The 22,095-nt window shown below is 55.4% G+C and carries 20 protein-coding genes and 1 riboswitch; of the genes, 15 read left to right on the top strand and 5 right to left on the bottom strand.

The window, feature by feature from the left end:
* The first annotated feature begins 1 nt into the window (after position 1).
* From QCD60_RS04620 to QCD60_RS04590, 7 genes are all read left to right on the top strand, one after another.
* Entirely contained in the window at positions 2–1,195 is a 1,194-nt protein-coding gene (locus tag QCD60_RS04620) for an AAA family ATPase (RefSeq protein WP_279782864.1), read from the top strand.
* A complete protein-coding gene (locus tag QCD60_RS04615; RefSeq protein WP_279782862.1) occupies positions 1,192–1,773 on the top strand; it encodes a DUF4276 family protein in 582 nt (193 codons plus the stop codon). The genes QCD60_RS04620 and QCD60_RS04615 overlap by 4 nt, the downstream gene beginning before the upstream one ends.
* Entirely contained in the window at positions 1,770–3,242 is a 1,473-nt protein-coding gene (locus tag QCD60_RS04610; RefSeq protein WP_279782860.1) for a class I SAM-dependent DNA methyltransferase, read from the top strand. Before QCD60_RS04615 ends, QCD60_RS04610 begins: the two co-directional genes overlap by 4 nt.
* A gap of 290 nt (positions 3,243–3,532) precedes the next feature.
* Complete coding sequence (locus QCD60_RS04605) at positions 3,533–4,111, top strand: aminodeoxychorismate/anthranilate synthase component II (RefSeq protein WP_104151906.1); 579 nt, start codon at positions 3,533–3,535, stop codon at positions 4,109–4,111.
* A gap of 11 nt (positions 4,112–4,122) precedes the next feature.
* Positions 4,123–5,148 (top strand): anthranilate phosphoribosyltransferase, encoded by a 1,026-nt coding sequence (trpD, locus tag QCD60_RS04600; RefSeq protein WP_104151905.1) that lies wholly within the window; start codon positions 4,123–4,125, stop codon positions 5,146–5,148.
* A 66-nt stretch (positions 5,149–5,214) separates the two neighbouring features.
* Positions 5,215–6,015 carry an indole-3-glycerol phosphate synthase TrpC gene (trpC, locus tag QCD60_RS04595; protein ID WP_279782856.1) on the top strand — a complete coding sequence of 267 codons (801 nt, stop codon included), beginning with the start codon at positions 5,215–5,217 and terminating at the stop codon, positions 6,013–6,015.
* Between the two features lie 141 nt (positions 6,016–6,156).
* Positions 6,157–6,576 (top strand): OsmC family protein, encoded by a 420-nt coding sequence (locus tag QCD60_RS04590; protein ID WP_104151903.1) that lies wholly within the window; start codon positions 6,157–6,159, stop codon positions 6,574–6,576.
* Positions 6,577–6,729: 153 nt separating this feature from the next.
* On the opposite strand, the gene QCD60_RS04585 is transcribed toward QCD60_RS04590, so the two are convergent.
* Entirely contained in the window at positions 6,730–7,935 is a 1,206-nt protein-coding gene (locus QCD60_RS04585) for an MFS transporter (RefSeq protein ID WP_279782851.1), read from the bottom strand.
* Positions 7,936–8,172: 237 nt separating this feature from the next.
* Positions 8,173–8,266: riboswitch (TPP riboswitch) on the top strand.
* 228 nt (positions 8,267–8,494) lie between these two features.
* Here QCD60_RS04585 and thiD point away from each other — a divergent pair.
* Both thiD and thiC read left to right on the top strand, forming a co-directional pair.
* Positions 8,495–9,412, top strand: coding sequence for a bifunctional hydroxymethylpyrimidine kinase/phosphomethylpyrimidine kinase (gene thiD, locus QCD60_RS04580; protein WP_279782849.1), 918 nt, complete (start codon positions 8,495–8,497; stop codon positions 9,410–9,412).
* Positions 9,413–9,496: 84 nt separating this feature from the next.
* Positions 9,497–11,368: a phosphomethylpyrimidine synthase ThiC gene (gene thiC, locus QCD60_RS04575; RefSeq protein ID WP_279782846.1), complete on the top strand. Its 1,872-nt coding sequence runs from the start codon at positions 9,497–9,499 to the stop codon at positions 11,366–11,368.
* Positions 11,369–11,464: 96 nt separating this feature from the next.
* On the opposite strand, the gene astA is transcribed toward thiC, so the two are convergent.
* Positions 11,465–12,484, bottom strand: coding sequence for an arginine N-succinyltransferase (gene astA, locus QCD60_RS04570; protein ID WP_279782844.1), 1,020 nt, complete (start codon positions 12,482–12,484; stop codon positions 11,465–11,467).
* Between the two features lie 435 nt (positions 12,485–12,919).
* Between astA and QCD60_RS04565 the strand changes: the two genes are divergently transcribed.
* From QCD60_RS04565 to QCD60_RS04550, 4 genes are all read left to right on the top strand, one after another.
* A complete protein-coding gene (locus QCD60_RS04565; protein ID WP_279782841.1) occupies positions 12,920–14,452 on the top strand; it encodes a sugar ABC transporter ATP-binding protein in 1,533 nt (510 codons plus the stop codon).
* A 22-nt stretch (positions 14,453–14,474) separates the two neighbouring features.
* Positions 14,475–15,470: an ABC transporter permease gene (locus QCD60_RS04560; protein WP_279782840.1), complete on the top strand. Its 996-nt coding sequence runs from the start codon at positions 14,475–14,477 to the stop codon at positions 15,468–15,470.
* Positions 15,471–15,607: 137 nt separating this feature from the next.
* A complete protein-coding gene (locus QCD60_RS04555; RefSeq protein ID WP_279782838.1) occupies positions 15,608–16,666 on the top strand; it encodes a substrate-binding domain-containing protein in 1,059 nt (352 codons plus the stop codon).
* A gap of 227 nt (positions 16,667–16,893) precedes the next feature.
* Positions 16,894–17,085, top strand: a complete 192-nt coding sequence (locus tag QCD60_RS04550) for a CPXCG motif-containing cysteine-rich protein (protein ID WP_279782836.1) — start codon at positions 16,894–16,896, stop codon at positions 17,083–17,085.
* Between the two features lie 169 nt (positions 17,086–17,254).
* Here the strand turns inward: QCD60_RS04550 and QCD60_RS04545 are convergent, their stop codons facing one another.
* The 3 genes from QCD60_RS04545 to QCD60_RS04535 are packed head-to-tail and all read right to left on the bottom strand — an operon-like array spanning position 17,255 to position 20,110.
* Positions 17,255–18,550, bottom strand: coding sequence for a TRAP transporter large permease (locus QCD60_RS04545; protein ID WP_279782833.1), 1,296 nt, complete (start codon positions 18,548–18,550; stop codon positions 17,255–17,257).
* On the bottom strand, positions 18,547–19,098 hold the full coding sequence (locus tag QCD60_RS04540; RefSeq protein ID WP_279782831.1) for a TRAP transporter small permease: 552 nt from the start codon (positions 19,096–19,098) through the stop codon (positions 18,547–18,549). Before QCD60_RS04540 ends, QCD60_RS04545 begins: the two co-directional genes overlap by 4 nt.
* Before the next feature lie 13 nt (positions 19,099–19,111).
* On the bottom strand, positions 19,112–20,110 hold the full coding sequence (locus QCD60_RS04535) for a sialic acid TRAP transporter substrate-binding protein SiaP (protein ID WP_279782829.1): 999 nt from the start codon (positions 20,108–20,110) through the stop codon (positions 19,112–19,114).
* A 179-nt stretch (positions 20,111–20,289) separates the two neighbouring features.
* Here QCD60_RS04535 and QCD60_RS04530 point away from each other — a divergent pair, with 179 nt between their 5' ends.
* Positions 20,290–21,180 carry a dihydrodipicolinate synthase family protein gene (locus tag QCD60_RS04530; RefSeq protein WP_279782827.1) on the top strand — a complete coding sequence of 297 codons (891 nt, stop codon included), beginning with the start codon at positions 20,290–20,292 and terminating at the stop codon, positions 21,178–21,180.
* 93 nt (positions 21,181–21,273) lie between these two features.
* Positions 21,274–21,945: a GntR family transcriptional regulator gene (locus tag QCD60_RS04525; protein ID WP_279782825.1), complete on the top strand. Its 672-nt coding sequence runs from the start codon at positions 21,274–21,276 to the stop codon at positions 21,943–21,945.
* The last annotated feature ends 150 nt before the right edge of the window (positions 21,946–22,095 follow it).

Genomic DNA, 22,095 nt, shown 5'->3' with positions numbered 1-22,095 from the left:
TATGAAAATTGAATCCATTAGGTTACAGAACTTTAAGGCGTTTAAAGATGTGCATCTGAGGGATATTCCATCTTTCATGGTGGTGGTGGGGGCTAATGGCTCCGGCAAATCTACCTTATTCGATGTGTTTGGTTTTTTGCATGACTGCCTCAAGGGTAATGTTCGGCAGGCCTTGGATAAACGTGGCCGGTTTGCAGAAGTATTAAGTCGCGGTTGCGACCCCAAGACAGATTCCATACTGATTGAGCTGCAATACCGCATGGAAATTACCGGAATTGAGCGTTTGGTAACCTACTCGTTAGAAATTGGTGAAAAAAATAATATGCCGGTTGTCCTCAGGGAATTGCTGAGGTACAAGCGGGGGCGTCATGGCAGCCCGTATCACTTTCTCGATTTTTCATGTGGAGAAGGTTACGCCATCATAAACGAGGAAGATTTCAATAAATCGGATGAAGCCCTCGAACGAGAAACACAACAGGTTGCCCCAGATACACTGGCTATTAAGGGGCTTGGACAATTTGAACGATTTAAAGCAGCCAATGCGTTTCGCCGGCTAATTGAAAACTGGCATGTTTCTGACTTCCATATCAGTGCGGCACGTGGGCGTAAAGACGCAGCAGGAGAAACCGAGCATTTATCAGAGTCTGGCGAAAACCTGCCGTTGGTGGCGCGCTACCTTCACGAGCAACACACATCGGTCTTTAAACGTATCTTAGCCACCATGGCGCGACGTGTACCGGGCGTGTCGTCTGTGGAACCCAAGTTAATGGACGATGGCTACCTGACGCTGCGGTTTCAGGATGGCTCTTTTAAAACACCGTTTTTAGATCGTTATGTGTCTGATGGCACAATCAAAATGTTTGCTTACTTGGTGCTGTTGTATGACCCAAAACCACACCCTTTACTGTGTGTAGAAGAGCCAGAAAACCAGCTCTATCCCCGACTCATGACAGAGCTGGCTGAAGAATTTCGAAGCTATGCCAATCGCGGCGGGCAGGTGTTTGTCTCCACCCACTCACCCGACTTTTTAAATGCGTTAGAAATAGAAGAAGTTTGCTGGCTGGTCAAACAACAGGGTTGTACCGAGATTCGCCGCGCCAAGGACAATAAACAAATCGCCGCTTATATCGCCGAGGGTGATCAACTGGGTTATTTGTGGAAACAAGGCTTTTTTGATGGGGTAGATCCGCAATGAAGGAGCTGGTTTTTTTGCTCGAAGAACCCTCCGCCAAGGCCATGCTGGAATCCTTGTTACCGAGAATGCTGAGCGCCGAAATCAGCGTGCGATGTATTCCCTTTGAGGGCAAGCAAGATCTGGAAAAACAGCTGACGCGCAAGATACGCGCTTATCAAAACCCGGAGGCGCGATTCATTGTGTTGCGTGATCTGGATAGTCACCCTGACTGCTTGGCGGTGAAAAACAAATTGCTCGAACTGTGTGTTGAATCCGGCAAGGCGGCTCAATGCATCGTTCGTATTGCCTGCAAGGAGTTGGAGACTTTCTATCTGGCGGATTTACAGGCTGTGGAGGAGGCTCTTCAAATAAAGGGGTTGGCGAAGCAGCAGCAAGTTAAAAAGTTTCGAGCCCCTGATAATTTAGGTAGCCCTAGCGTTGAATTAAAAAAATTAACTAGCCAACGCTATGAAAAAGTCGCCGGTTCACGAGAGATCGGCAAGCTCTTGAACCTAGAAAATGAACGATCACCCAGTTTCCGCAATTTGATTGGCGCAATCCGACGCCTGGAAAACGAACTCATTAACGAGCAAGCATGAATACATCGACCCTAGTCCAGAAAGTCTGGAACTTCTGCCATACACTACGCGACGACGGTGTGGGCTATGGTGATTATCTGGAACAACTCACCTACCTGCTGTTTCTAAAGTTGGCGCATGAATATGCGCAGGAGCCTTATAACCGCGATACCCATATTCCTGATGGGTATGACTGGCCTAACCTTACTTCCAAAGTTGGTGAGCCCTTAGAGCGCCAGTATTTTCGAACGCTCAATAAACTGGGTAGTGAAGACGGTATGCTAGGTGCCATTTTCTTCAAGGCACAAAATAAAATTCAAGACCCCGCCAAGCTTTCAAGGCTAGTGCAGCTCATTGATGCGGAAAGCTGGATAAGCCTCGGTGCTGACACTAAAGGGGATTTGTACGAGGGACTTTTGCAGAAAAACGCAGAAGACACCAAAAGTGGTGCCGGGCAGTACTTTACCCCACGCGCAATCATTGAAGCCATGGTTGCTTGTATAAGACCAGAGCCAATGAAAACCATAGCCGACCCCGCTTGCGGTACTGGCGGCTTCTTTCTAGGAGCATACAACTGGCTAACCCGCCCTGGCTCCAATCTCGATAAACGCCAAAAAGCATTCCTTCGCGATAAGACCTTCCACGGCAATGAAATTGTGCCTAATACACGCCGCATGTGCTTAATGAACTTGTTCTTGCACAATATTGGCGAGTTGGACGGGGAGCCCTCCGTCGAACGCTCAGATGCGCTTATCTCCGAGCCAAAGCTAAAAGTGGATTACGTGCTGGCTAACCCGCCTTTCGGTAAAAAAAGCAGCATGACCATCACCAATGAAGAAGGTGAGGAAGATAAAGAGACGCTCACCTACGAGCGACAAGATTTCTGGGAAACCACCTCGAACAAACAGCTTAATTTTCTACAGCACATCGTCAGCATGCTTAAAGTCGACGGCAAAGCAGCGGTAGTGCTGCCGGATAACGTGCTATTTGAAGGAGGGGCTGGTGAAAAAATCCGCCGCAAGCTGCTGGAGAACTGCGATGTGCACACCATTTTGCGTTTGCCAACAGGTATCTTTTACGCGCAAGGCGTGAAGGCCAACGTGGTGTTCTTCGATGCTAAGCCCAAAGACGGACAAATCCATACCAAGGGGATTTGGTTCTACGATTTGCGCACCAACAAGCACTTCACCCTGAAGACGCGCACGCTCAAGTTGGATGACTTGAAGGATTTCGTGGCGTGCTATAACTCGGAAAACCGTCACGAGCGCCAAGCTACGGAGCGCTTCAAATTCTTCAGCTACGAAGAGCTGATGGCACGGGATAAGGCCAGTCTGGACATCTTTTGGCTGAAAGACGAAAGCCTGGACAACCTTGATGAGTTGCCTCCACCGGATGTGCTGCAGCAGGAAATTATTGAGCATCTTGAGGCTGCATTGGCAGCATTTAGAGAGGTGGCCATCGGTCTTCCGAGACATGCCAGGGATCACTAAGAGGATGTTAACTGCCGTTTTGAAACGGATTTCTTAGCGTTATGTCGTGTTGCCCTGCGCGCAGTGCTGATATAGCCTTGAGGCCTTTGTTTTCAAGGCCTCGCGAACCTGAAGTTATATCGAAACAGGTTATATCGACATAACTGTTGTCGTGTTCCTGTCTGGGTAACAGGCGAGGTGAACGGTGGATAGTCAGAGCGTGAACACGTTCTTAGCAATAACGACTGTGGATACTCAACAGCAACGGCTGTAGATCGTAAGCAGTAACGAGTTGGCTGGTCGGATTTGCCATGATTTTGATGATTGATAACTACGACTCCTTCACCTACAACCTGGTGCAGTATTTGGGGGAGCTGGGAGCCGAAGTGAAGGTGGCGCGCAATGACGCCATCAGCATCGCCGAGATTGAAGCCATGGCACCAGACCAGCTGATGATTTCCCCCGGCCCTTGCACCCCTAATGAAGCGGGTATCTCCCTCGAAGCCATTCGCTACTTTGCTGGCCGTCTTCCTGTGCTGGGCGTGTGCCTGGGGCACCAGAGCATTGGCCAGGTGTTTGGTGGTCAGGTCATCCGCGCCGGTCAGGTTATGCATGGCAAGACCTCACCGGTGCATCATCACCATCTGGGCGTGTTTGCCGGGCTCAGTAATCCGCTGCGCTGCACTCGTTATCATTCTCTGGTGATCGACAAGCACAGCTTGCCCGATTGTCTGGAGGTGACCGCCTGGACTGAACTGCCGGACGGTCAGATGGAAGAAATTATGGGTGTTCGCCATAAACAGCTGGACGTCGAGGGGGTACAATTCCATCCCGAGTCCATCATGACTGAACAGGGCCATGCACTGTTGGCCAACTTTCTGAAGCGTTGAGAGGCCCCGCCATGAATATGCAGCAAGCCATCCGTCTGGTGATGGACAAACAGGACTTTACCACCGAGCAGATGCAGGAGCTGATGGCCCTGATCATGACCGGTGAGGCGACCCACGCACAGATTGGTGGCTTCCTGGTGGGGTTGAGCATGAAAGGGGAAACGGTGGGGGAGATTGCTGGTGCCGCCATGACCATGCGCAGTCTGGCCACCCAGGTCCATGTTGAAGGGCCGCACTTGATCGATACCTGCGGTACCGGTGGCGATGGCGCCCATATCTTCAACGTATCCACGGCCAGTTCTTTTGTCGTTGCCGCCGCTGGTGGCAAGGTCGCCAAGCATGGTAACCGTGCGGCTTCCTCTTCCAGTGGTAGTGCCGACGTACTGGAGGCCGCTGGCCTCAATCTGGCACTGCGCCCTGAGCAGGTGGTGGAGTGCATCGACAAACTGGGCGTAGGCTTTATGTTTGCCCCGGCTCACCACAGCGCCATGAAGCATGCCATTGGCCCGCGTCGGGAAATGGGTGTGCGTACCATCTTCAATTTGCTCGGCCCCTTGACCAATCCGGCACTGACCCCAAATCAGGTGTTGGGTGTGTTCAGCCATCGCTGGTTGCGCCCCATGGCTGAAGTGCTGAAGCAGCTGGGTTCCAGTCATGTGCTGGTGGTGCATGCTGCCGATGGTCTGGATGAAATCAGCGTGGCCTCCGATACCTTTGTCGCCGAACTGCGTGATGGCGAGGTGTTCGAGTACCAGATTCGCCCGGAGCAGTTTGGAATTGCCCGCAGTCCGCTGAATGAGCTGGCGGTAGATAATCCACAGGCCAGTCTGGCACTTGTGAAAGCTGCACTGGCAGGCGAGGGTGGCAGTGCCACCGATATCGTGCGTCTTAATGCTGGCGCCGCTATTTACGCCGCCGATCTGGTTGACAGCCTGCAGGCCGGTATCGACAAGGCCACCGATGTGATCGCCAGCGGTGCCGCTCTGGCCAAGCTGGAAGAGTTAGCAAAATTCAGTCAGTCCCTGGCAGGGAAATAATGACGTGCCCTTGTGCTGTTGAGGCCGATGCCCGGCACAAGGTTGATGTCAGTAGGAGAAAGATTAATGAGTAGTTGTGCCCCCACCGTCCTGCGCCGCATTCTCAACCGTAAAGCCGAAGAAGTGGCCGAGCGCAGCCGCTCGGTCTCCATCGCTGATCTGGAAGCCATGGCCCGTGAGCAGTCGGCTCCGCGTGGTTTTCACGCCAGCATGCAGGCGCGGATTGCCAAGGGCGATCCTGCGGTGATTGCCGAGGTGAAGAAGGCGTCTCCCAGCAAGGGTCTGCTGCGTGCTGATTTTGATCCTGTGGCCATTGCGCAGTCTTATGAACAAGGCGGTGCTGCCTGTCTGTCCGTGCTGACCGACCGTGATTTCTTTCAGGGCCATGAGGACTATCTGAAAGCTGCTCATGGTGCTTGCAGTCTGCCGGTGATTCGCAAGGATTTCCTGATGGACCCGTACCACATCACCGAAGCTCGTGCTATTAGCGCGGATTGCGTGCTGCTGATCGTCGCGGCACTGGAGTTCAGTCTGATGCGTGATCTGCATGATCAGGCCCGTGATCTGGGCATGGATGTGCTGGTCGAAGTGCACGACGAGGTTGAGCTTGAACAGGCATTGCAACTGAGCACGCCGCTACTGGGTATCAACAACCGCAACCTGCATACCTTTGAAGTCAGTCTGGATAATACCTATCGCCTGCTGGCACAGATTCCGGCGGACAAGCTGGTGGTCACCGAGAGTGGCATTCACAGCCGCGAAGATGTGGTCGCCATGCGCGAGCATGATGTACATGCCTTCCTGGTCGGCGAAGCTTTCATGCGCGCAGCGGAGCCCGGTGAGCAGCTGCGGTCACTGTTCTTTTAAGTGCATGTGCTCTGAGACAGTGAACAGAATCTGAAGTTTCTACCCCGGGTTTCCCGGTACTGCCTGTTGCTGTGCTTGCCGTGAGCCAGCAGGAAGCCAGGGGGACAACGCTTTACCCTTTGAGTGCTTTTAGGAGTTGAAATGAAATCGGTGGTGAAATGGCAAGGTAAAGTTCACTTTGTCGCAGAGACCGATAGCGGTCACCAGATCAATATTGATGGTGCACCTTCTATCGGTGGAGAAAACAAGGGCGCACGCCCGATGGAGCTGATTCTGGCAGGTCTGGGTGGATGCTCATCCATCGATGTCATCACCATGCTGCAGAAGTCGCGTCAGGACGTGACGGACTGCCGCGTTGAGATTGCAGCGGAACGTGCTGATGCGGTGCCGGCAGTGTTTACCAAAATCAATATGCACTTTGTGGTCACCGGCCGTGGTCTGAAGGAGTCCCACGTCAAACGTGCGGTGTCGCTGTCAGCAGAGAAATATTGCTCAGTGTCGATCATGCTGAGCAATGGTGATGTGGAAATTACCCACAGCCACGAAATTATCGAAGCCTGAGAGACATTAACCCTCTCTTTGCTGACGCTACTCACTCTGCGCTGCAGATACTCATTAGCAACAACGCCCCGCTGGTCGGGGCGTTGTTGTTTCTTCTTCCCGGTATTTCATCTGCCCGGAATATATTGCGTCCGTCTGCTAAAACGCTGGCCGTCAGGCCGCGCCGGGCTGTGCATGGGCTGTTACCGGCCGGTCATCCACTGGCAGATGGATCACCATGGCCATCAGTCCAAGAGCGATGGAGATCCCCCACATCAGATCAAAGCTGCCTGTCATATCCATCAGCGTGCCGCCCAGCCAGGCACCAAAGAAAGCACCAATCTGATGCGACAGCATGACCACACCAAACAGAGTCGCCATATAGGTCGAGCCAAAAATCTGTGCCAGCGTGCCGGTGGTGAGCGGCACGGTAGAAAGCCACAGAAAACCGATGGCGGCTGTGAACATCAGCACTACCACCGGCGTTTTCGGCGCCATCCAGAACAGCAGGATGACCAGTGCCCGCAGGCCATAGATCGCTGACAATAACCACTTCGGACGGTAACGTGCACCGAGGAAACCTGCCGTCAGCGAGCCAAAGATATTGAACAGGCCAATCATGGCCAGACCGTGAGCCGAGACTTCACTGGACATACCACAGAGGCTGATATAGGTCGGCAGATGGGTAGCGATAAAGGCAACATGGAAGCCACAGACAAAAAAGCCCAGATTGAGCAGCCAGTAACCTTTGTGTTCACCCGCCTGCTGCACCGCCTGACGCAGCGACATGCCGGCCGCAGGTTGTGCCGGACGGCCCTTCAGCTGCGTGGCGCAGGGAAGAATCAGCAGCGCCATCAGTGCCACCAGCAACAGCGCTTCCTGCCAGCCAAAATGGCGGTTCAGGCTGTCCATGATGGGAGCCATCAGAAACTGACCCACTGATCCCCCGGCGGAGGCCAGACCCAGTGCCCGTGAGCGTTGCTCTGGAGGAAACGCGCGGCCTACCGCGCTGAGCACCAGTGGGAAGGTCGTTGCACCGACACCCAGACCGAGAATCAGACCCAGATTGAGGTTCAGTTGCCAGGCGGTAGTAACGTAGGTGGTCAGCACCAGCCCGCCGGCATAAATCAGCGCCCCCAGCGCCAGTACCCGCGCAGTCCCGAAGCGATCAGCCAGCATGCCTGCCAGTGGCGACGCCACACCCCAGATCAGATTTTGGATGGCAAAGGCCAGACCCATGGCTGACAGGCTGAGGGTGGGCATGGTCAGCATATCGGGGATCAGCAGACTCATGGTCTGCCGGATGCCCAGGTTCAACGCCAGAATCAGACTGCCTGCGGCCAGCACCAGCCAGGGCAGTCGGGAGGAAGAAGTAGACATGGGGCAGGACTCCCAGATGGGCCTTCAAGTCGGACTGAACACTATAGGAGACGCAGCTCAGCGCTGCCAATGAGCAAAATTGCTGACTTGCATCATCAGACGTAATAGCAGCGGCACGCATCGTGCTGATGGGGTGTCGAACGGTGCGGATGAGTGATGGTTTTTTATTCAGGCTTGAACTGCCTGAATAAGCTCTTTACACTGCCTGCCCTATAGCGACCGCCTGCTGGGCGCGTCAATTACTTGTCGGGGTGCCGTGAACAACGGCTGAGATGATACCCGTGAACCTGATCCAGTTCGTACTGGCGTAGGAAACAAGCAAGTCTGGTGCAAGTGAGTGGCCAACTCCGGGTGTCTGCTGATACCTCATCCCGCACCGGCTCCTGTTCTCCCTCCTGAGTATTGAAACTGCTGATCAGACTGGTCGGCAGTCGTGTCTGCATGTACCGGTTCTGATAGTGGTTTTTACGCTCGGGGACGATGTCAGCCATTGGGTTTTGTACGCGGGTCTTCTACCTCTTTACCAGCGACGGCTGGAAAGGCAACAAGGTGAGGCCTGGTGACCACTTCTTCTCTTTCGACTTCGGACAGCCCGATATCTCCTGCCGCGCAGGAGAGTCATCGTCATCACATCGCGCAGGCCCTGACCATCGCAGGCTCGGATTCAGGTGGTGGGGCAGGCATTCAGGCTGATCTTAAGACGTTCTCTGCGCTCGGTGTGTACGGTGCGTCGGTCATTTCAGGCCTGACGGCACAGAATACGCAGGGCGTACACGGGCTGTTTGAAGTCAGTGCCGACTTTGTCCGTCAGCAGCTGCAGGTTGTGCTTGATGATTTGCGCATCGCGGCCTGCAAGACCGGGATGCTGGCAAGGGCTGACATCATTGCCGCGGTGGCTGATGAATTGCGTGGCCGGGCCATATCTCTGGTAGTGGATCCGGTAATGATTGCTAAAAGTGGTCATGCCCTGCTGGCGCCTGAAGCCATCGATAACCTCTGCCGCCTGTTGCTGCCGCTTGCCACGCTGGTCACTCCCAACCTGCCCGAAGCGGCTGCCATGACAGGCCTGCCCGAAGCCGTTGACGAGGCCGGCATGCAGCGTCTGGGCGAACGTCTGCTGGCCATGGGGGCTAAGGGCGTGCTGATTAAAGGCGGGCATCTGCCCGGCGACTGCGATGCGGTGGACTGGCTGTTCACTCCGTCACAGTCCTGTCGTCTGGTCAGCCCTCGTATCGCGACCCGCCATACTCATGGCACCGGCTGCACCCTGTCTGCTGCCATCACTGCGGGTCTGGCTTGTGGGTTGCCATTAGCAGAGGCGGTGACGCAGGCCAAGGCCTATCTGGATCATGCCCTGAGAGCTGCAGATCAGTTGCAGGTAGGCAACGGGCTGGGCCCGGTACATCATTTTCATCACTGGTGGTCAGAGGATTCTGCCGGCAGTGCTTCCATCACTATGACTGATAATCAACCCTAGCACCGCCGTGAGGATCCCAGGCCTCGCGCGCTGTTGCGCCGGGCACAGGATCTGGCCGAGAGAACAACAGAAAAGGACAGAGCCATGCTTGAACATCATCTGAGTCAGCGCGCCAAGGTCGACGATGCGGCCGTGCAGCCGTTTCCCGCTTCACAAAAAATCTATATTCAGGGATCACGGGAAGACATCCGTGTACCGATGCGGGAAATAACTCTGACTCCCACACCTGCGCAGTTTGGTGCTGAAGAGAATCCACCGGTACGGGTATATGACACCTCTGGTCCTTACACTGATCCCGCGGTACAGATCGATGTCCGTAAGGGGCTGCCTCATCTGCGTGCCAACTGGATTGAAGAGCGTCAGGACACTGAGCTGCTGACCAGTCTGACATCGGAGTACGGTCGTCGTCGTGCCAATGATCCCAGTCTGGATGCACTGCGTTTTGAGCTGAAGCACCATCCCCGTCGTGCCAAAGCCGGTCAGAATGTCAGCCAGCTACACTATGCCCGCCGGGGCATCATTACGCCGGAAATGGAATTCATCGCTATTCGCGAAAATATGAAGCTGCAGCTGGCCAGAGAAAATGCCCTGCTGCAGACGCAGGCTCCCGGTCATTCCTGGGGTGCCAATATTCCACAGGACATCACCCCTGAGTTCGTGCGTGAGGAAGTGGCCCGTGGCCGCGCTGTTATTCCGGCCAATATCAATCACCCTGAGCTGGAGCCGATGATTATTGGCCGTAACTTTCTGGTGAAGATTAACGGCAATATCGGTAATTCGGCGGTCACCTCTTCCATTGAGGAAGAAGTGGAAAAAATGACCTGGGGCATTCGCTGGGGTGCGGATACCATCATGGATCTGTCGACGGGCAAGCACATTCATGAAACCCGCGAGTGGATTCTGCGTAACAGCCCGGTGCCCATCGGCACGGTGCCGATCTATCAGGCGCTGGAGAAGGTCGGTGGCATCGCCGAAGAGCTGACCTGGGAACTGTTCCGCGACACCCTGATCGAGCAGGCCGAGCAGGGCGTGGACTACTTCACCATTCATGCTGGTGTGCTACTGCGTTATGTACCGATGACGGCCAAACGGATGACCGGCATCGTATCTCGTGGTGGTTCCATCATGGCCAAGTGGTGTCTGGCACATCACAAGGAAAACTTCCTCTACACCCACTTTGAAGATATCTGCGAGATTATGAAGGCCTACGATGTGTCCTTCTCTCTGGGTGACGGCCTGCGTCCCGGTTCGGTCTACGATGCCAATGATGAGGCACAGTTTGCCGAGTTGCGTACCCTGGGTGAGCTGACCAAAATTGCCTGGAAGCACGACGTGCAGACTATCATCGAGGGGCCGGGTCATGTGCCGATGCACAAGATTCAGGAGAATATGACCGAGCAGCTGAAGCATTGTGATGAAGCACCGTTCTACACCCTTGGCCCACTGACCACTGACATTGCCCCTGGCTATGACCACATTACTTCAGGCATTGGCGCCGCGATGATCGGCTGGTATGGCTGTGCCATGTTGTGCTACGTCACGCCCAAGGAGCATCTGGGTCTGCCGAATAAAGACGATGTCAAAACCGGCATCATCACCTACAAGATTGCCGCCCATGCTGCCGATCTGGCCAAAGGCCATCCGGGCGCGCAAATTCGTGATAATGCGCTGTCCAAGGCGCGTTTTGAGTTCCGCTGGGATGATCAGTTCAATCTGGCGCTGGACCCCGATACCGCCAAGGCTTTCCACGATGAAACCCTGCCCAAGGAGTCAGCCAAGGTGGCGCATTTCTGCTCCATGTGTGGCCCCAAGTTCTGCTCCATGAAGATCAGTCAGGAAGTCCGCGAGCTGGATGATCAGCAGGTTGCTGAAATCAATGCACTGGCGGAGGAAGGCATGCAGAGCAAGTCTGAGGAGTTCCGCGAGCAGGGGCAGGAGTTGTACCACCGCGTCTAACAGGCTGTTCAGCTGAAAAACACAAAAGCAGGTCGATGACCTGCTTTTGTCGTTTCTGCCTTTGCCTCTTCCCTATGGCTCAGGGTGTGAAGGTTGTTAACTGCGGCCAAACAGCCCGACGGTCCGTAGTGTGGCGCCGGATTTCACGCCCAGTGCGTCGGCGGTCTGCTGATTGATAGTGATGATGCCCTGACCGAGCGCGTCGGTATGAGCCATACAGCAGCGGAAATCAGCCAGCGACAGGGTGGCCAGCAGACTCAGCTCGCCACGGCCACTGGTTTCTCCCACCTGCACTTTGACATAACGACTTTCGCGGATGGCCCGTATGTCCTGCACTCGTGCTTCCAGCGTCGGGCCTGCATCGAAAATATCCACATAGTTGTTGTAGCGGAATCCTTCGCTTTCCAGCAGGCGACGGGCGGGCGTGGTGTGCTCATGGGTTTGGCCAATGGCTGCCTGAGCGGCACTGGGTAACAGGTGGGTATAGATGGTGTGTTTGGGCATCAGCTCGGCGATAAAGCCTTTGTCCTTGGCTGACAGCTGATCCGCCTGGGCAAAGTCCATCGAGAAGAAAGTACGACCCAACCCTTCCCAGAAGGGGGAAACGCCGTCTTCACTGAAGCCGCGCATTTCAGCGATGACGCTGTGATAGAAGCGCTCCGGGTGCTCCGCCATAAACATAAAACGTGACTTGGAAAGCAGGTGGCCGTTTTTGCCCTGACGATACTCAGGGTCGAGGAACAGGGTGCAGAGTTCGGAGTAACCGGTGTGGTTGTTATTGAGGGTCAGGGTTTCATGACGGGTGTAGACATTCAGTTCGCGTGAGGCATGCACCTGTACGCCGACATGATAGGTGTACCAGGGGTCATGCAGGCCCACCGCAGCCTCAATTGCGCAGATACCGACCACTCTCCCCTGTGACAGATCTTCCATGACGAAGACATAGCTGGCCTCACCGTCGCGGCTTTGCTCAATGAATGCGGCCAGGCCATTCTCGATCTTGGCGCTGATCTGCTGGTCGTCGTCCTGCAGGGAGGTGAAGCCTGGGCCGGTTTTTCTGGCCAGCTCATGCAGGGCGTCGCGGTCTTCAGCCTGGATCGGGCGTACTACCATCATGGACTCGGTATCCTCTTGTCGAACCTGCACTCATTATTATGCAAAGGCTGCAGTTGCGACAGGCAGCGACTGTTGCTCAGGCGACGCGTATTTTACTGCGCTCGCTGCCTGTGCTGTTTGGCTGCTAAGTACAGCGGGGAGCTATCGCCCCGTGCGGTTGCTGGCTGTGTACCAGCCCCTGATGATGACGCTGGCGGCCATGTTGATCTTATATAAACCCTATTCGTTTAAAGGAATATGGTTAGAAGACCTTGTTTGTATACATTTGAAATAGCCCTGCCTACACTTCTGCCCTCTTTGTATTTCCTGTGAACCTGTTAATGATGTGCTGCTTTACGCAGCGACAGGTTCCTGGCTCTCCCGCTGACTGTTTTCGTCTGGCTGCCGTGACCCTGCCAGGGCGTGCTGTAGCTGCGGGGTTACCGCGAGGATCACATGGTGCCTAGCTCCAACGCCCACTCAGCATCCGGTCAGGCGGATGCGTTGCGCATACGTGGCCTGACCAAGGCATTTGCTGCCCATCAGGTACTCAAAGGTATTGATCTGGATTTGCCCGCCGGTCGGGTAACCGCGCTGATGGGCGCCAACGGTGCCGGTAAATCAACACTGGTACGCATTCTTTCCGGCGTACATCAGGCAGATCAGGGTTCTCTCAGCTGGGGTAGGCAGCCTGTCAGTCTGCATTCACCCGCCGCTGCCGTCAGTGCCGGTGTCGTCACCGTCCACCAGATTATCAATGACAACGTCGTACAAACCCTCAGTGTGGCAGATAACCTGCTGCTGGATCGCCTTTGCGCGGGCTCGATAGCACCACTGCTGTCCGAACGTCGCATGCATGAGCAGGCGCAGCCACTGGCGGATGCTGTTGGTCTGCAGGTGGATCTGTCAACGCCTGTGGCGCAGCTGTCTCAGGCGGACAAGCAGCGTGTTGCCATTGCCCGGGCAATGGCGCACAAGCCGCGTATGCTGATTCTTGACGAGCCCACTTCCAGCCTGTCGGACGCCGAGGCCGAGCGTCTGTTCCAGCTGGTGGAGCAGTTGCGTGCGCAGGGCACCGGGATTCTCTATATCACTCACCGGCTGAATGATATCCGTCGTCTGGCTGATCGTATCGCCGCCCTGCGTGATGGCGTGATCGTCGATGAGCAAGATAGTGATCCTGATGTCGGGCGTGCTGTACAGGCCATGCTTGGCCATGCGGTGGGGGAGGTCGGGCACACTGTGCGTCGCGAGCAGCAGCAGGTGGCCCGCTTTGAGCAGGCCCGGCTGAGTGCTTCTGCCCGTCCTTTTGACCTGTCGTTACGGCGCGGAGAAATCACCGTGCTGACGGGGCTGCTGTCGAGCGGTGCCAACAAGGTGCTGGAGGCGCTGTACGGCCTGACTCCGTTACAGGCAGGCGCCATGCGCCTCAATGATCAGCCCTGGCAGCCTGCGTCACCGGCAGCGGCCATTGCCGGGGGCGTATTCATGGTGCAGGAGGAGCGTGGCAATAACGGCGTGATCCCCTCCTTTTCTATTCTGCATAACCTGACCCTGCCGTTTTTGCGTCAGATTGGTCTGCCTGCACTCTGGTCATCCCGACCTGAGCGTGAGCATGGTGAACGTGTGCTGGCACAGACCGGTACGGTCTATCAGCACGCCGATCAGCAACTGACTAAGCTGTCAGGGGGCAACCAGCAGAAAGTCATGCTGGCACGCTGGCTTCAGATGCCCTGTGAAGTGCTGTTGCTGGCAGAACCATTTCAGGGCGTCGATATTGGCGCGCGCCGGGATATTGCCCGTTTGCTGCGAGACAGCAGTGACCAGCGCGCCACTCTGGTGCTGTGCACCGATCTGGAAGAAGCCCTTGAGCTGGCAGACCGTCTGCTGGTGTTCAACCACGATCATCTGGTGGGTGAGCACTGGCTTGATGAGCTGGATATCGAGATGGTCATTCGCCAGATTTCAGCCCTTCCCCAATCCGCCTGACCGACGAGACCGAGGAGTAACTATGTCTGGTTCTGTTTCCCTGTCGCCACGGCAAGTGGCGTTCAAGTATGGCCTGCTGGTGTTGCTGGCCGCCATGCTGGTGCTGTTCAGCAGCCTTGAACCGGCTTTTGCCAGTATGCGCAATGCTTTCATCATTCTGCAGTCTGTCGCTATCGTCGCCATTCTGGCACTGGGGGTGACCACCACACTGGCGGTGGACGGGTTTGATCTTTCCATCGGCGCTACGGCGGCCACCGCCATGATGACGGCCTCCTATGTGCTGGTGGTGCTGGATGGCGGAACGGCCATGGCTATTCTGGCAGCCCTGGCCGTGGGCGTTGTGGTAGGGATGATCAACGGCTTTCTCACCGTCCATATGCGTATTCCTGATCTGCTGGCCACGCTGGGCATGATGTTCTTGCTGCTGGGGCTGCAACTTATTCCCACTGAAGGGCGTTCTATTGCTACCGGGATGAATCTGGCCGATGGCAGTGTGGCCACGGGGCGTTTTACCGCTGCCTTTTTACAGCTGGGTCGGGAAAAGGTAGCGGGCGTGGTGCCGGTGCCGGTCATCATTATGGCCGTACTGGCACTGCTGAGCTGGTTGCTGCTGGAGCGCAGCCGTTTTGGTCGGGTGTTTTATGCCATTGGTGGTAATCGCACGGCGGCCCATCTGGCCGGTGCGGCCGTGGCCCGCTATCGCTATCTGGCTTATGTGATGTCCGGAGTGTATGCCGCCATTGGTGGCATCCTGCTGGCGGCACGGGTAGGGCGCGGCGATGTCAGTTCGGGCAACAGCCTGCTGATGGATGCGGTGGCGGCGGCACTGGTGGGCTTTGCTGTACTGGGGGCGGCACGGCCCAATGCGCTGGGCTCCGTGATGGGGGCACTGTTCGTCGGTGTGCTGCTCAACGGCCTGACCATGCTCAATGCGCCGTACTATGCACAGGACTTTATTAAGGGCGCCGTGCTGGTACTGGCGCTGATGTTTACCTTTGGCCTGGCACAGCGACGCTGACGTCAGGGTCTGTGTGCTACTGAAAATAAGAGACGACTGAGAACCTGCCTCCATGACGCTGCATCGCGCCTGTTGATATGCGCGCTGTCCGGCAGAGTGAGTGAGGGCAGGATCCCGAATCGAAAAGGAGATAGTCGATGACGCGTTTTAAACATGCTCTCAATCTGAAAGGCATATTGCAGGGGGCGCTGCTGGGGGCACTGGCGTATACCGGTGCGGCCCAGGCAGAGCTGCCTGCTGCGTTGCAGGTGACGGCAAAGAAAGTGGCGCTGGTGCGCTACATTTCGCAGGGAGATTTTTTCGAGGCCTATCTGGCAGGGGTAAAGGCACAGGCGGCGGCACTGGGATTTGAACTGCAGGTGCTGGATGCCCGTCAGGATGCTGCCCGTCACCGTGACATGATTGATCAGGCCATTAACAGTGGCGTCGATGGCATCATTCTGCAGCACGGTTTTACCGACAGCGTCAAGGATAAAGCCGAAGAGGCGGTCAAGGCGGGTATCAAGGTCGTGGCGTTTGACGTGGATGCGCAGAATGAAGCCATTCCGCAGATCGAGCAGTCTGATTTCGAACTGGCACGCCTTACTCTCAGTCAGGCGATGAAGGACAACGGCGAGAGCATGAATGTGGGTTATGTCTATGTGCCCGGTTTCCCCCCGCTGGAACGTCGAGATGAAGTTTTCTCGCAGTTCAAGACCATGCACTCCGGTATCAAGGAAGTGGCCCGCTTTGGTACGGTCAACAACCCCATTGCCAACTCCGTTGCCGATCAGGCCGCTGCGGTGCTGCGCGCGCATCCCGATATCAACGTGATCTTTGCTCCCTTTGATGAGTTTGCCAAAGGCGCCAAGATTGCGCTGGAAGAGGCCGGTATTGCCGATGCGGTCAAAATCTACAGTGCGGATGTCTCTACCGCAGATATTCAGGCCATGCGTGAGCCGGGCAGCCCGTGGGTAGCGACGGCGGCGACCAACCCGACTGTTGTGGGGGAGGTCAGTGTGCGGGCTCTGGCAATGTTGCTGGCGGGGGAGAATGTTGAGCACAAGCTGGTCGTTCCGCCAACGCTGATTACGCAGCAGGAGCTGAGCGACAAGGACATCAACAATATGCAGGATCTGCAAAGCAAGCTGCCAAGCTTCGCCCATGCCGATGTCGCCATGCCCACCTGGATGCCAGCCCCTAAACTGGCCAACTGAGCAGGCGCTTTCGTCAGTCCTCTCCGGAAAGGTGGCTTTTAGCCACCTTTCTGCATTTCAGCGTGGGGCTATGGGCATAAGCAGTATCCCTTCGTCCTGTCTGGTAACCCACGGCCACCTCTGGTGCCTTGCTGTCTGTCGATACAACCCCATCCATAGAAAGAGCCTGCCTTGTGAACCTGCAGGCTTTATGACGTGTAAAGAATAACGATCGAAGGAGATGACTTATGCAAGCGCTGCAAACGCAGAATTTGTTTTGCCCCTATTGCGGTGAAGAAATTGATGTGACGGTAGATTGCTCAGTAGAGGAGCAGGAATACGTCGAGGATTGCTCGGTGTGCTGCAGCCCGATCCTGCTCAATATTGTTATTGAAGACGGCGAGCAGATCTCTGTCAGTGCCAGTCGGGAGAATGGCTGATAACAGGATTGGCTGCGTGCCGGCCTCCCGCGTTGAATACGTAGGAATACACTTTCAGGGCGATCAGACTCCGCTTTCTAAACGCATTTCGCCATGATTGTCGCTGGTTATCCAGATCATAAAAGTGTGGCACAGGGCTTTCGCTACAAGCCCTGTGCTGTTGGATGGTTTAGCCGAGGTAGCCAAACTGCCGGGGTAGCCACAGCACGCTGTCCGGTACGATCACCATAAACAGCAGCGCCAGCAGGATGACCCCGATAAAAGGCCAGATCTCGCGGATGATGTCCTTCAGCGGTATACCGGTAACACCATTGATCACGAACAGCAGCACTCCGTAGGGTGGAGTGATCAGGCCCAGCATGATGTTAATGGTGATGATCACCCCGAAATGAACCAGGTCGATACCCAGCTCTCTGGCGGCGGGCAGGAACAGCGGCACGACGATCAGCAGCAGTGTGGTGGCATCGAACAGACAGCCCAGCAGCAGAAACAGCACGTTGATCAGCAGCAGAAACAGCAGCGGTGACATCTGAATATGCGCCAGATGAGCCGCGACAATATTGGGAATGTTTTCGTTGGCAACCACGTAGTTGAACACCAGTGCGGAAGCGATGATCAGACCGACCACGGAGGTTGAGCGCGCACCATCTTTGACCAGTGTTATGAATTCCCTGAGGGTCAGAGATCGGTAGAACACCGCAGCCAGCAGCAGTGCATAGGCAGCGGCCACAGCGGCGGCCTCGGTCGGTGTGACAGCACCGCCGTAGATACCGGCCAGCAGAATCACGGGCAGCAAAAGCGCCGGGAAGGCACGCCCGGTAATGCGCGGTATGGCTTTCAATGGCACAGCTTCGTCACGAGGGAAGTCCCGGCGCCGTGCCGTCCAGGCGTTCAGCACCATCATGACGGCCGCCAGTATCAGGCCCGGCAGAATTCCTCCCAGAAACAGATAACCGATGGACGTGTCGGACACCAGAGCGTACAGAATCATCGGAATGGAAGGCGGGATGATAGGCCCTATGACGCTGGATGCTGCCGTGACGGCCGCAGCGTAACCCGCTGGATAGCGGTCATGCTTGCACATCATTTCAATAATGACCCGACCCAGACCGGCCGCATCGGCAATAGCGGAGCCGGACATGCCGGAGAAAATAAGACTGGCAACCACATTGACCTGCGCCAGCCCGCCACGGAATCGACCCACAATGGCGACGCAAAACTCCAGCAGACGGTCGCTCACCGTTCCCGCATTCATGAAGTTGGCCGCGAGGATAAACAGGGGGACTGCCAGTAGCACATAAGAGTTGAACAGCCCATTGAGGCTTTGCTCAGCCAGCAGGCCTACGTCCTGTCCGGTGGCAAACAGGTAACCGATAGCACTGACCATCATCGCCAGTGCGATGGGGGCACCAATTGCCCCAAGAACAAAGAACGCACCAAGCGCCAGGATAAAAGCACTGCTCATTTGCTCATCACCTCGTGCTGGTCAGAAGAGGAAAGCTTATCGGGGCCAGCCGTCGGTACTGGTGGCTTGGCTGGTCTTGCTACTGGTCGCTGCCTGATCAGACTGATAAGCCGGAGCAGGGAGCGCAGTGTGACGGCCAGCAGGAAGACCGGGAAAATCGCATACACGTAACTCAGAGGGATCTGCGTGATAGGTGCGCTTTCAATCTGCATGAAGTCGACATAATCCACGACGGTCGGCAATGCCGAGCCAAATCCCACCATCAGGCAAAGACTGCCGATGATCATGAATATTCGGCGCTTCGCTGGAGACACGGCCTCTGACAGCATGCTGAACGTAACGTGCTCAGACTCTTGCAGCAAAAACGCCGCAGTCCAGAACACCAGCCAGATATAAAGGATCAGGCAGACTTCGATGGTCCAGCCCAGTGGATGATTCAGCACATAGCGAGTGAAGACCTGAAGCAGGAAAATGCTGAACATGGCAAGGAACAGCATCACCGCAACGGCTTCTGCTATGCGCTTACCCAACGCGAGGATAGAGCGCATGGCAGAGGGTCTCTTACTGAATGGCGTTGATCTGATCGACAACCCCGGCAGGCCAGGACTTGGCAATCTCGGATGATTTGTACATTTCCTGTACATGCTGGCGGAAGGCATTGACATCGGGCTCGTAGACTTTCAGGCCCTGATCACGGAAGAACTGCACAAGCTTCTGCTCATCAGCAATGCGACCTGCGTTGTTGAAGGCGACGGCTTTGGCGGCGGCTTCCTGCACATGCTGTTTCTGTTCATCGGTGAGCTTGTCGTAAGTCTTCATCGACATGGACAGGAATATCGCATCGACCAGGTGATTGGTCAGGACGATCTGCTTGGTCACTTCATAGAACTTGGCTGCCTGGACGGTTGGCAGTGGGTTGTCCTGCCCATCTACCGCGCCTGTCTGCAGGGCGGTATACACCTCGCCAAATGCCAGAGGGACAGGGTTGGCTCCCAGCGCCTGACCAAGGAATTGCCATTCTTTCGAGCCGGGCATGCGCAACTTCTCACCTGCCAGATCAGCAGGCGTCCTGATTTCCTTATCATCCCGAAGATTCAGCTCACGACTGCCCAGATAGCCGACATCGAGGATTTTGATGTGCATCTTTTCCTCGACCATCTTGTAGAACTGCTGCCCCAGTGGTGAGTGGAACACGTGCTGCTGATGCTCCGGGCTGCGAATCAGGTAACCCGCGGTAAAAACGGACCATTCAGGAATCTGCTTGCTGATGTCTTGTGCAGAGATCATGGCCATATCGAGGTTGCCACGCTGCATGGCAGCAGGTTCTGTCCCTTGTTTGAACAGGCTGGCGTTCAGGAAAATATTGACGTCGAACTGGCCGGGAGAAGTCTTATCCAGCTCATCTTTGAATACGGTCAGCATGCGCGCATGCCAGTCCGACTCGACCGCCGGTGAAGATATGCGGATTTTCAGTGGGTCGGCGACAGCTGTGGTACTGAGGCTGATGGCGGCAGCGCCCAAAATAAACCCGGACAAAACGGGAAGAGCTTTGTTGTGCATAGTGCTTACCTGATTATTTTTGTTGGTAATGCTGTTCAAGCGGCCTGATCACTATAGTCCGTCGAGCAGCCGTTTGGCTAACATGCAGCGATATGTGATGTACAGGCTAATTGTATAACTAACATGTTAGTGATATACAAGTAATAAATTCACTTAACTCAAGAACGGACCTGTCCACCATGAGCCAAACTAACAACAATAAATTTGGTGTTTCTGCCGCCCTGACCACGCCTTTTCTGGCTGATGGTCAGGTTGATAAATCACTGCTGCTGCGCCATGTCCAACGACTGCTGCAACAGGGTTGTGCCAGCGTCACACTATTCGGCACCACGGGAGAAGGGCCTGCACTTGGCATGCGTGAGAAAGCCGAGGTCGTAGACTTCCTGCTGCAGCAGGGCGTTGCTGCCAGCAAGCTCGTACTCGGTGTGCTGGCGGTGTCTCACGAAGAAGTGCTGGATATGTTTGCCTTGGGGCAGCATATAGGTTGCCGTCGCTTTCTGCTCGCCCCCCCTTTCTACTTTAAAGGCGTTGATGAGCAGGGCTTGCTGCAGTGGTTCTCTGAGGTTTTATCAGCAGTACAGTCGCAGCAACCAGAAGTGATTCTGTACCACATTCCCCAGTTAACAGCGGTGCCGCTGTCGGTATCGCTGATACAGCAGTTGAAGCAGGCATTTCCGGCACTGGTCTATGGTGTAAAAGATTCTGCAGGGGACTGGTCCAACTCCAAGGCACTGCTTGAACATTTTCCTGATTTGGCGATCATGATCGGCGATGAGCGTCTGCTTGAAGATGCTGTGCGTCTGGGGGCAAGTGGCACGATCAGCGGTATCGCTAACTTTCGCGCTGACTGGTTGATCGATGTCGTTGCGGGCCAGCCTGCTCATCCAGGGCTGACGCCGCTGGTCAATGAAGTGCTGTGCTATCCGGTTATTCCGGCGGTAAAAGCACTTGTTGCCGCGACATATGATGAGGCGCAATGGCTGGGCTGCCGTACTCCGTTACTAGCGCTGAGTGACGACGCTCGGATGCGTCTGGTTGATCATTGCCAGTCGTTCCTGCCTGCGAAGTAGTTCAGGTGTGTGCATAGAGTGAGTCAGGCAGCCTGAGCTCCGTCCTGAAGTGGATGGCTCAACGCTGCCAATGGTTTATTAAGGAGTTTTTATATGGCGAAAGCGTCCGGTGCCAGAGGTGAACGTACCCTACGTCATCAGGCGTACGACACTTTTACCGAGCGCTTGCTGGCTCAGGAGATATCTCCTGGGCAGTTCATTTCACAACGAGAGCTGGTTGAGCTGACACGCATGCCTCTGGGAGCAATCAGGGAGTTGATTCCGAGGCTGGAGGCTGATGGCTTAATTCGTACTATTCCGCAACGTGGAATGCAGATTGCGCATATTGATCTCGAGTTGATCCGCAATGCTTTTCAGCTACGGTTGATGATTGAGCGAGAAGCTGCACGTATTTTCGTGCAGACCGCGTCGGACCAGCAGATTGAAGATCTGTATCAGCAACATCTGCACATACAGCAAGAGGCCAGCACCGGTGTGGTCTCCCGAGAACTGCTGCAGCGTGCCCAGAGTATCGACTGGGGGATGCATGACATGATGGTGGATCATCTCCAGAATGAGCTGGTCTCGAACGTCTATCGGGTCAACTCCATCAAGATTCGTTTAATCCGTCAGGAGCGCATCGGTATACTTCCAGAATTGGTGGCATCGGTAATGGAAGAGCATCTGAAAATCATCGCCGCTTTTCAGGCTAGAGATGAGGAGCAGGCTGTAAGGTTGATTACCGAACATATAGAGCACTCCCGTGCTCGTGCCTTAAAAGTGTAAGGCTCGGTGCTTTCAAGATCTTAAGCGCTTATCACGCTTTCCTGCCTGTTATGACGATCTGCGAGCGTAGTAAAACAAAGGTATTGACAGCCTCGCGGAAGTGCCTATAATGCGCCCCCACTGAAGACGCAGCGACACGCTGAGTGCTTC

It is taken from the genome of Pokkaliibacter sp. MBI-7, assembly GCF_029846635.1.
Classification (GTDB): Bacteria; Pseudomonadota; Gammaproteobacteria; order Pseudomonadales; family Balneatricaceae; genus Pokkaliibacter.
The sequence above is the reverse complement of the archived record's forward strand: the minus strand, read 5'-3'. Positions and strand labels throughout refer to the sequence as shown.

Bases quoted from the DNA above. Each gene is read 5' to 3' on its own strand.
- QCD60_RS04555 (WP_279782838.1), top strand. From the start codon at position 15,608: ATGACGCGTTTTAAACATGCTCTCAATCTGAAAGGCATATTGCAGGGG.
- QCD60_RS04585 (WP_279782851.1), bottom strand. From the start codon at position 7,935: ATGTCTACTTCTTCCTCCCGACTGCCCTGGCTGGTGCTGGCCGCAGGC.
- QCD60_RS04545 (WP_279782833.1), bottom strand. From the start codon at position 18,550: ATGAGCAGTGCTTTTATCCTGGCGCTTGGTGCGTTCTTTGTTCTTGGG.
- QCD60_RS04550 (WP_279782836.1), top strand. From the start codon at position 16,894: ATGCAAGCGCTGCAAACGCAGAATTTGTTTTGCCCCTATTGCGGTGAA.
- trpD (WP_104151905.1), top strand. From the start codon at position 4,123: ATGAATATGCAGCAAGCCATCCGTCTGGTGATGGACAAACAGGACTTT.
- QCD60_RS04530 (WP_279782827.1), top strand. From the start codon at position 20,290: ATGAGCCAAACTAACAACAATAAATTTGGTGTTTCTGCCGCCCTGACC.
- QCD60_RS04605 (WP_104151906.1), top strand. From the start codon at position 3,533: ATGATTTTGATGATTGATAACTACGACTCCTTCACCTACAACCTGGTG.
- astA (WP_279782844.1), bottom strand. From the start codon at position 12,484: ATGATGGTAGTACGCCCGATCCAGGCTGAAGACCGCGACGCCCTGCAT.
- trpC (WP_279782856.1), top strand. From the start codon at position 5,215: ATGAGTAGTTGTGCCCCCACCGTCCTGCGCCGCATTCTCAACCGTAAA.
- QCD60_RS04610 (WP_279782860.1), top strand. From the start codon at position 1,770: ATGAATACATCGACCCTAGTCCAGAAAGTCTGGAACTTCTGCCATACA.
- QCD60_RS04540 (WP_279782831.1), bottom strand. From the start codon at position 19,098: ATGCGCTCTATCCTCGCGTTGGGTAAGCGCATAGCAGAAGCCGTTGCG.
- QCD60_RS04620 (WP_279782864.1), top strand. From the start codon at position 2: ATGAAAATTGAATCCATTAGGTTACAGAACTTTAAGGCGTTTAAAGAT.
- QCD60_RS04590 (WP_104151903.1), top strand. From the start codon at position 6,157: ATGAAATCGGTGGTGAAATGGCAAGGTAAAGTTCACTTTGTCGCAGAG.
- QCD60_RS04565 (WP_279782841.1), top strand. From the start codon at position 12,920: ATGGTGCCTAGCTCCAACGCCCACTCAGCATCCGGTCAGGCGGATGCG.
- QCD60_RS04535 (WP_279782829.1), bottom strand. From the start codon at position 20,110: ATGCACAACAAAGCTCTTCCCGTTTTGTCCGGGTTTATTTTGGGCGCT.
- QCD60_RS04525 (WP_279782825.1), top strand. From the start codon at position 21,274: ATGGCGAAAGCGTCCGGTGCCAGAGGTGAACGTACCCTACGTCATCAG.
- QCD60_RS04560 (WP_279782840.1), top strand. From the start codon at position 14,475: ATGTCTGGTTCTGTTTCCCTGTCGCCACGGCAAGTGGCGTTCAAGTAT.
- thiC (WP_279782846.1), top strand. From the start codon at position 9,497: ATGCTTGAACATCATCTGAGTCAGCGCGCCAAGGTCGACGATGCGGCC.
- QCD60_RS04615 (WP_279782862.1), top strand. From the start codon at position 1,192: ATGAAGGAGCTGGTTTTTTTGCTCGAAGAACCCTCCGCCAAGGCCATG.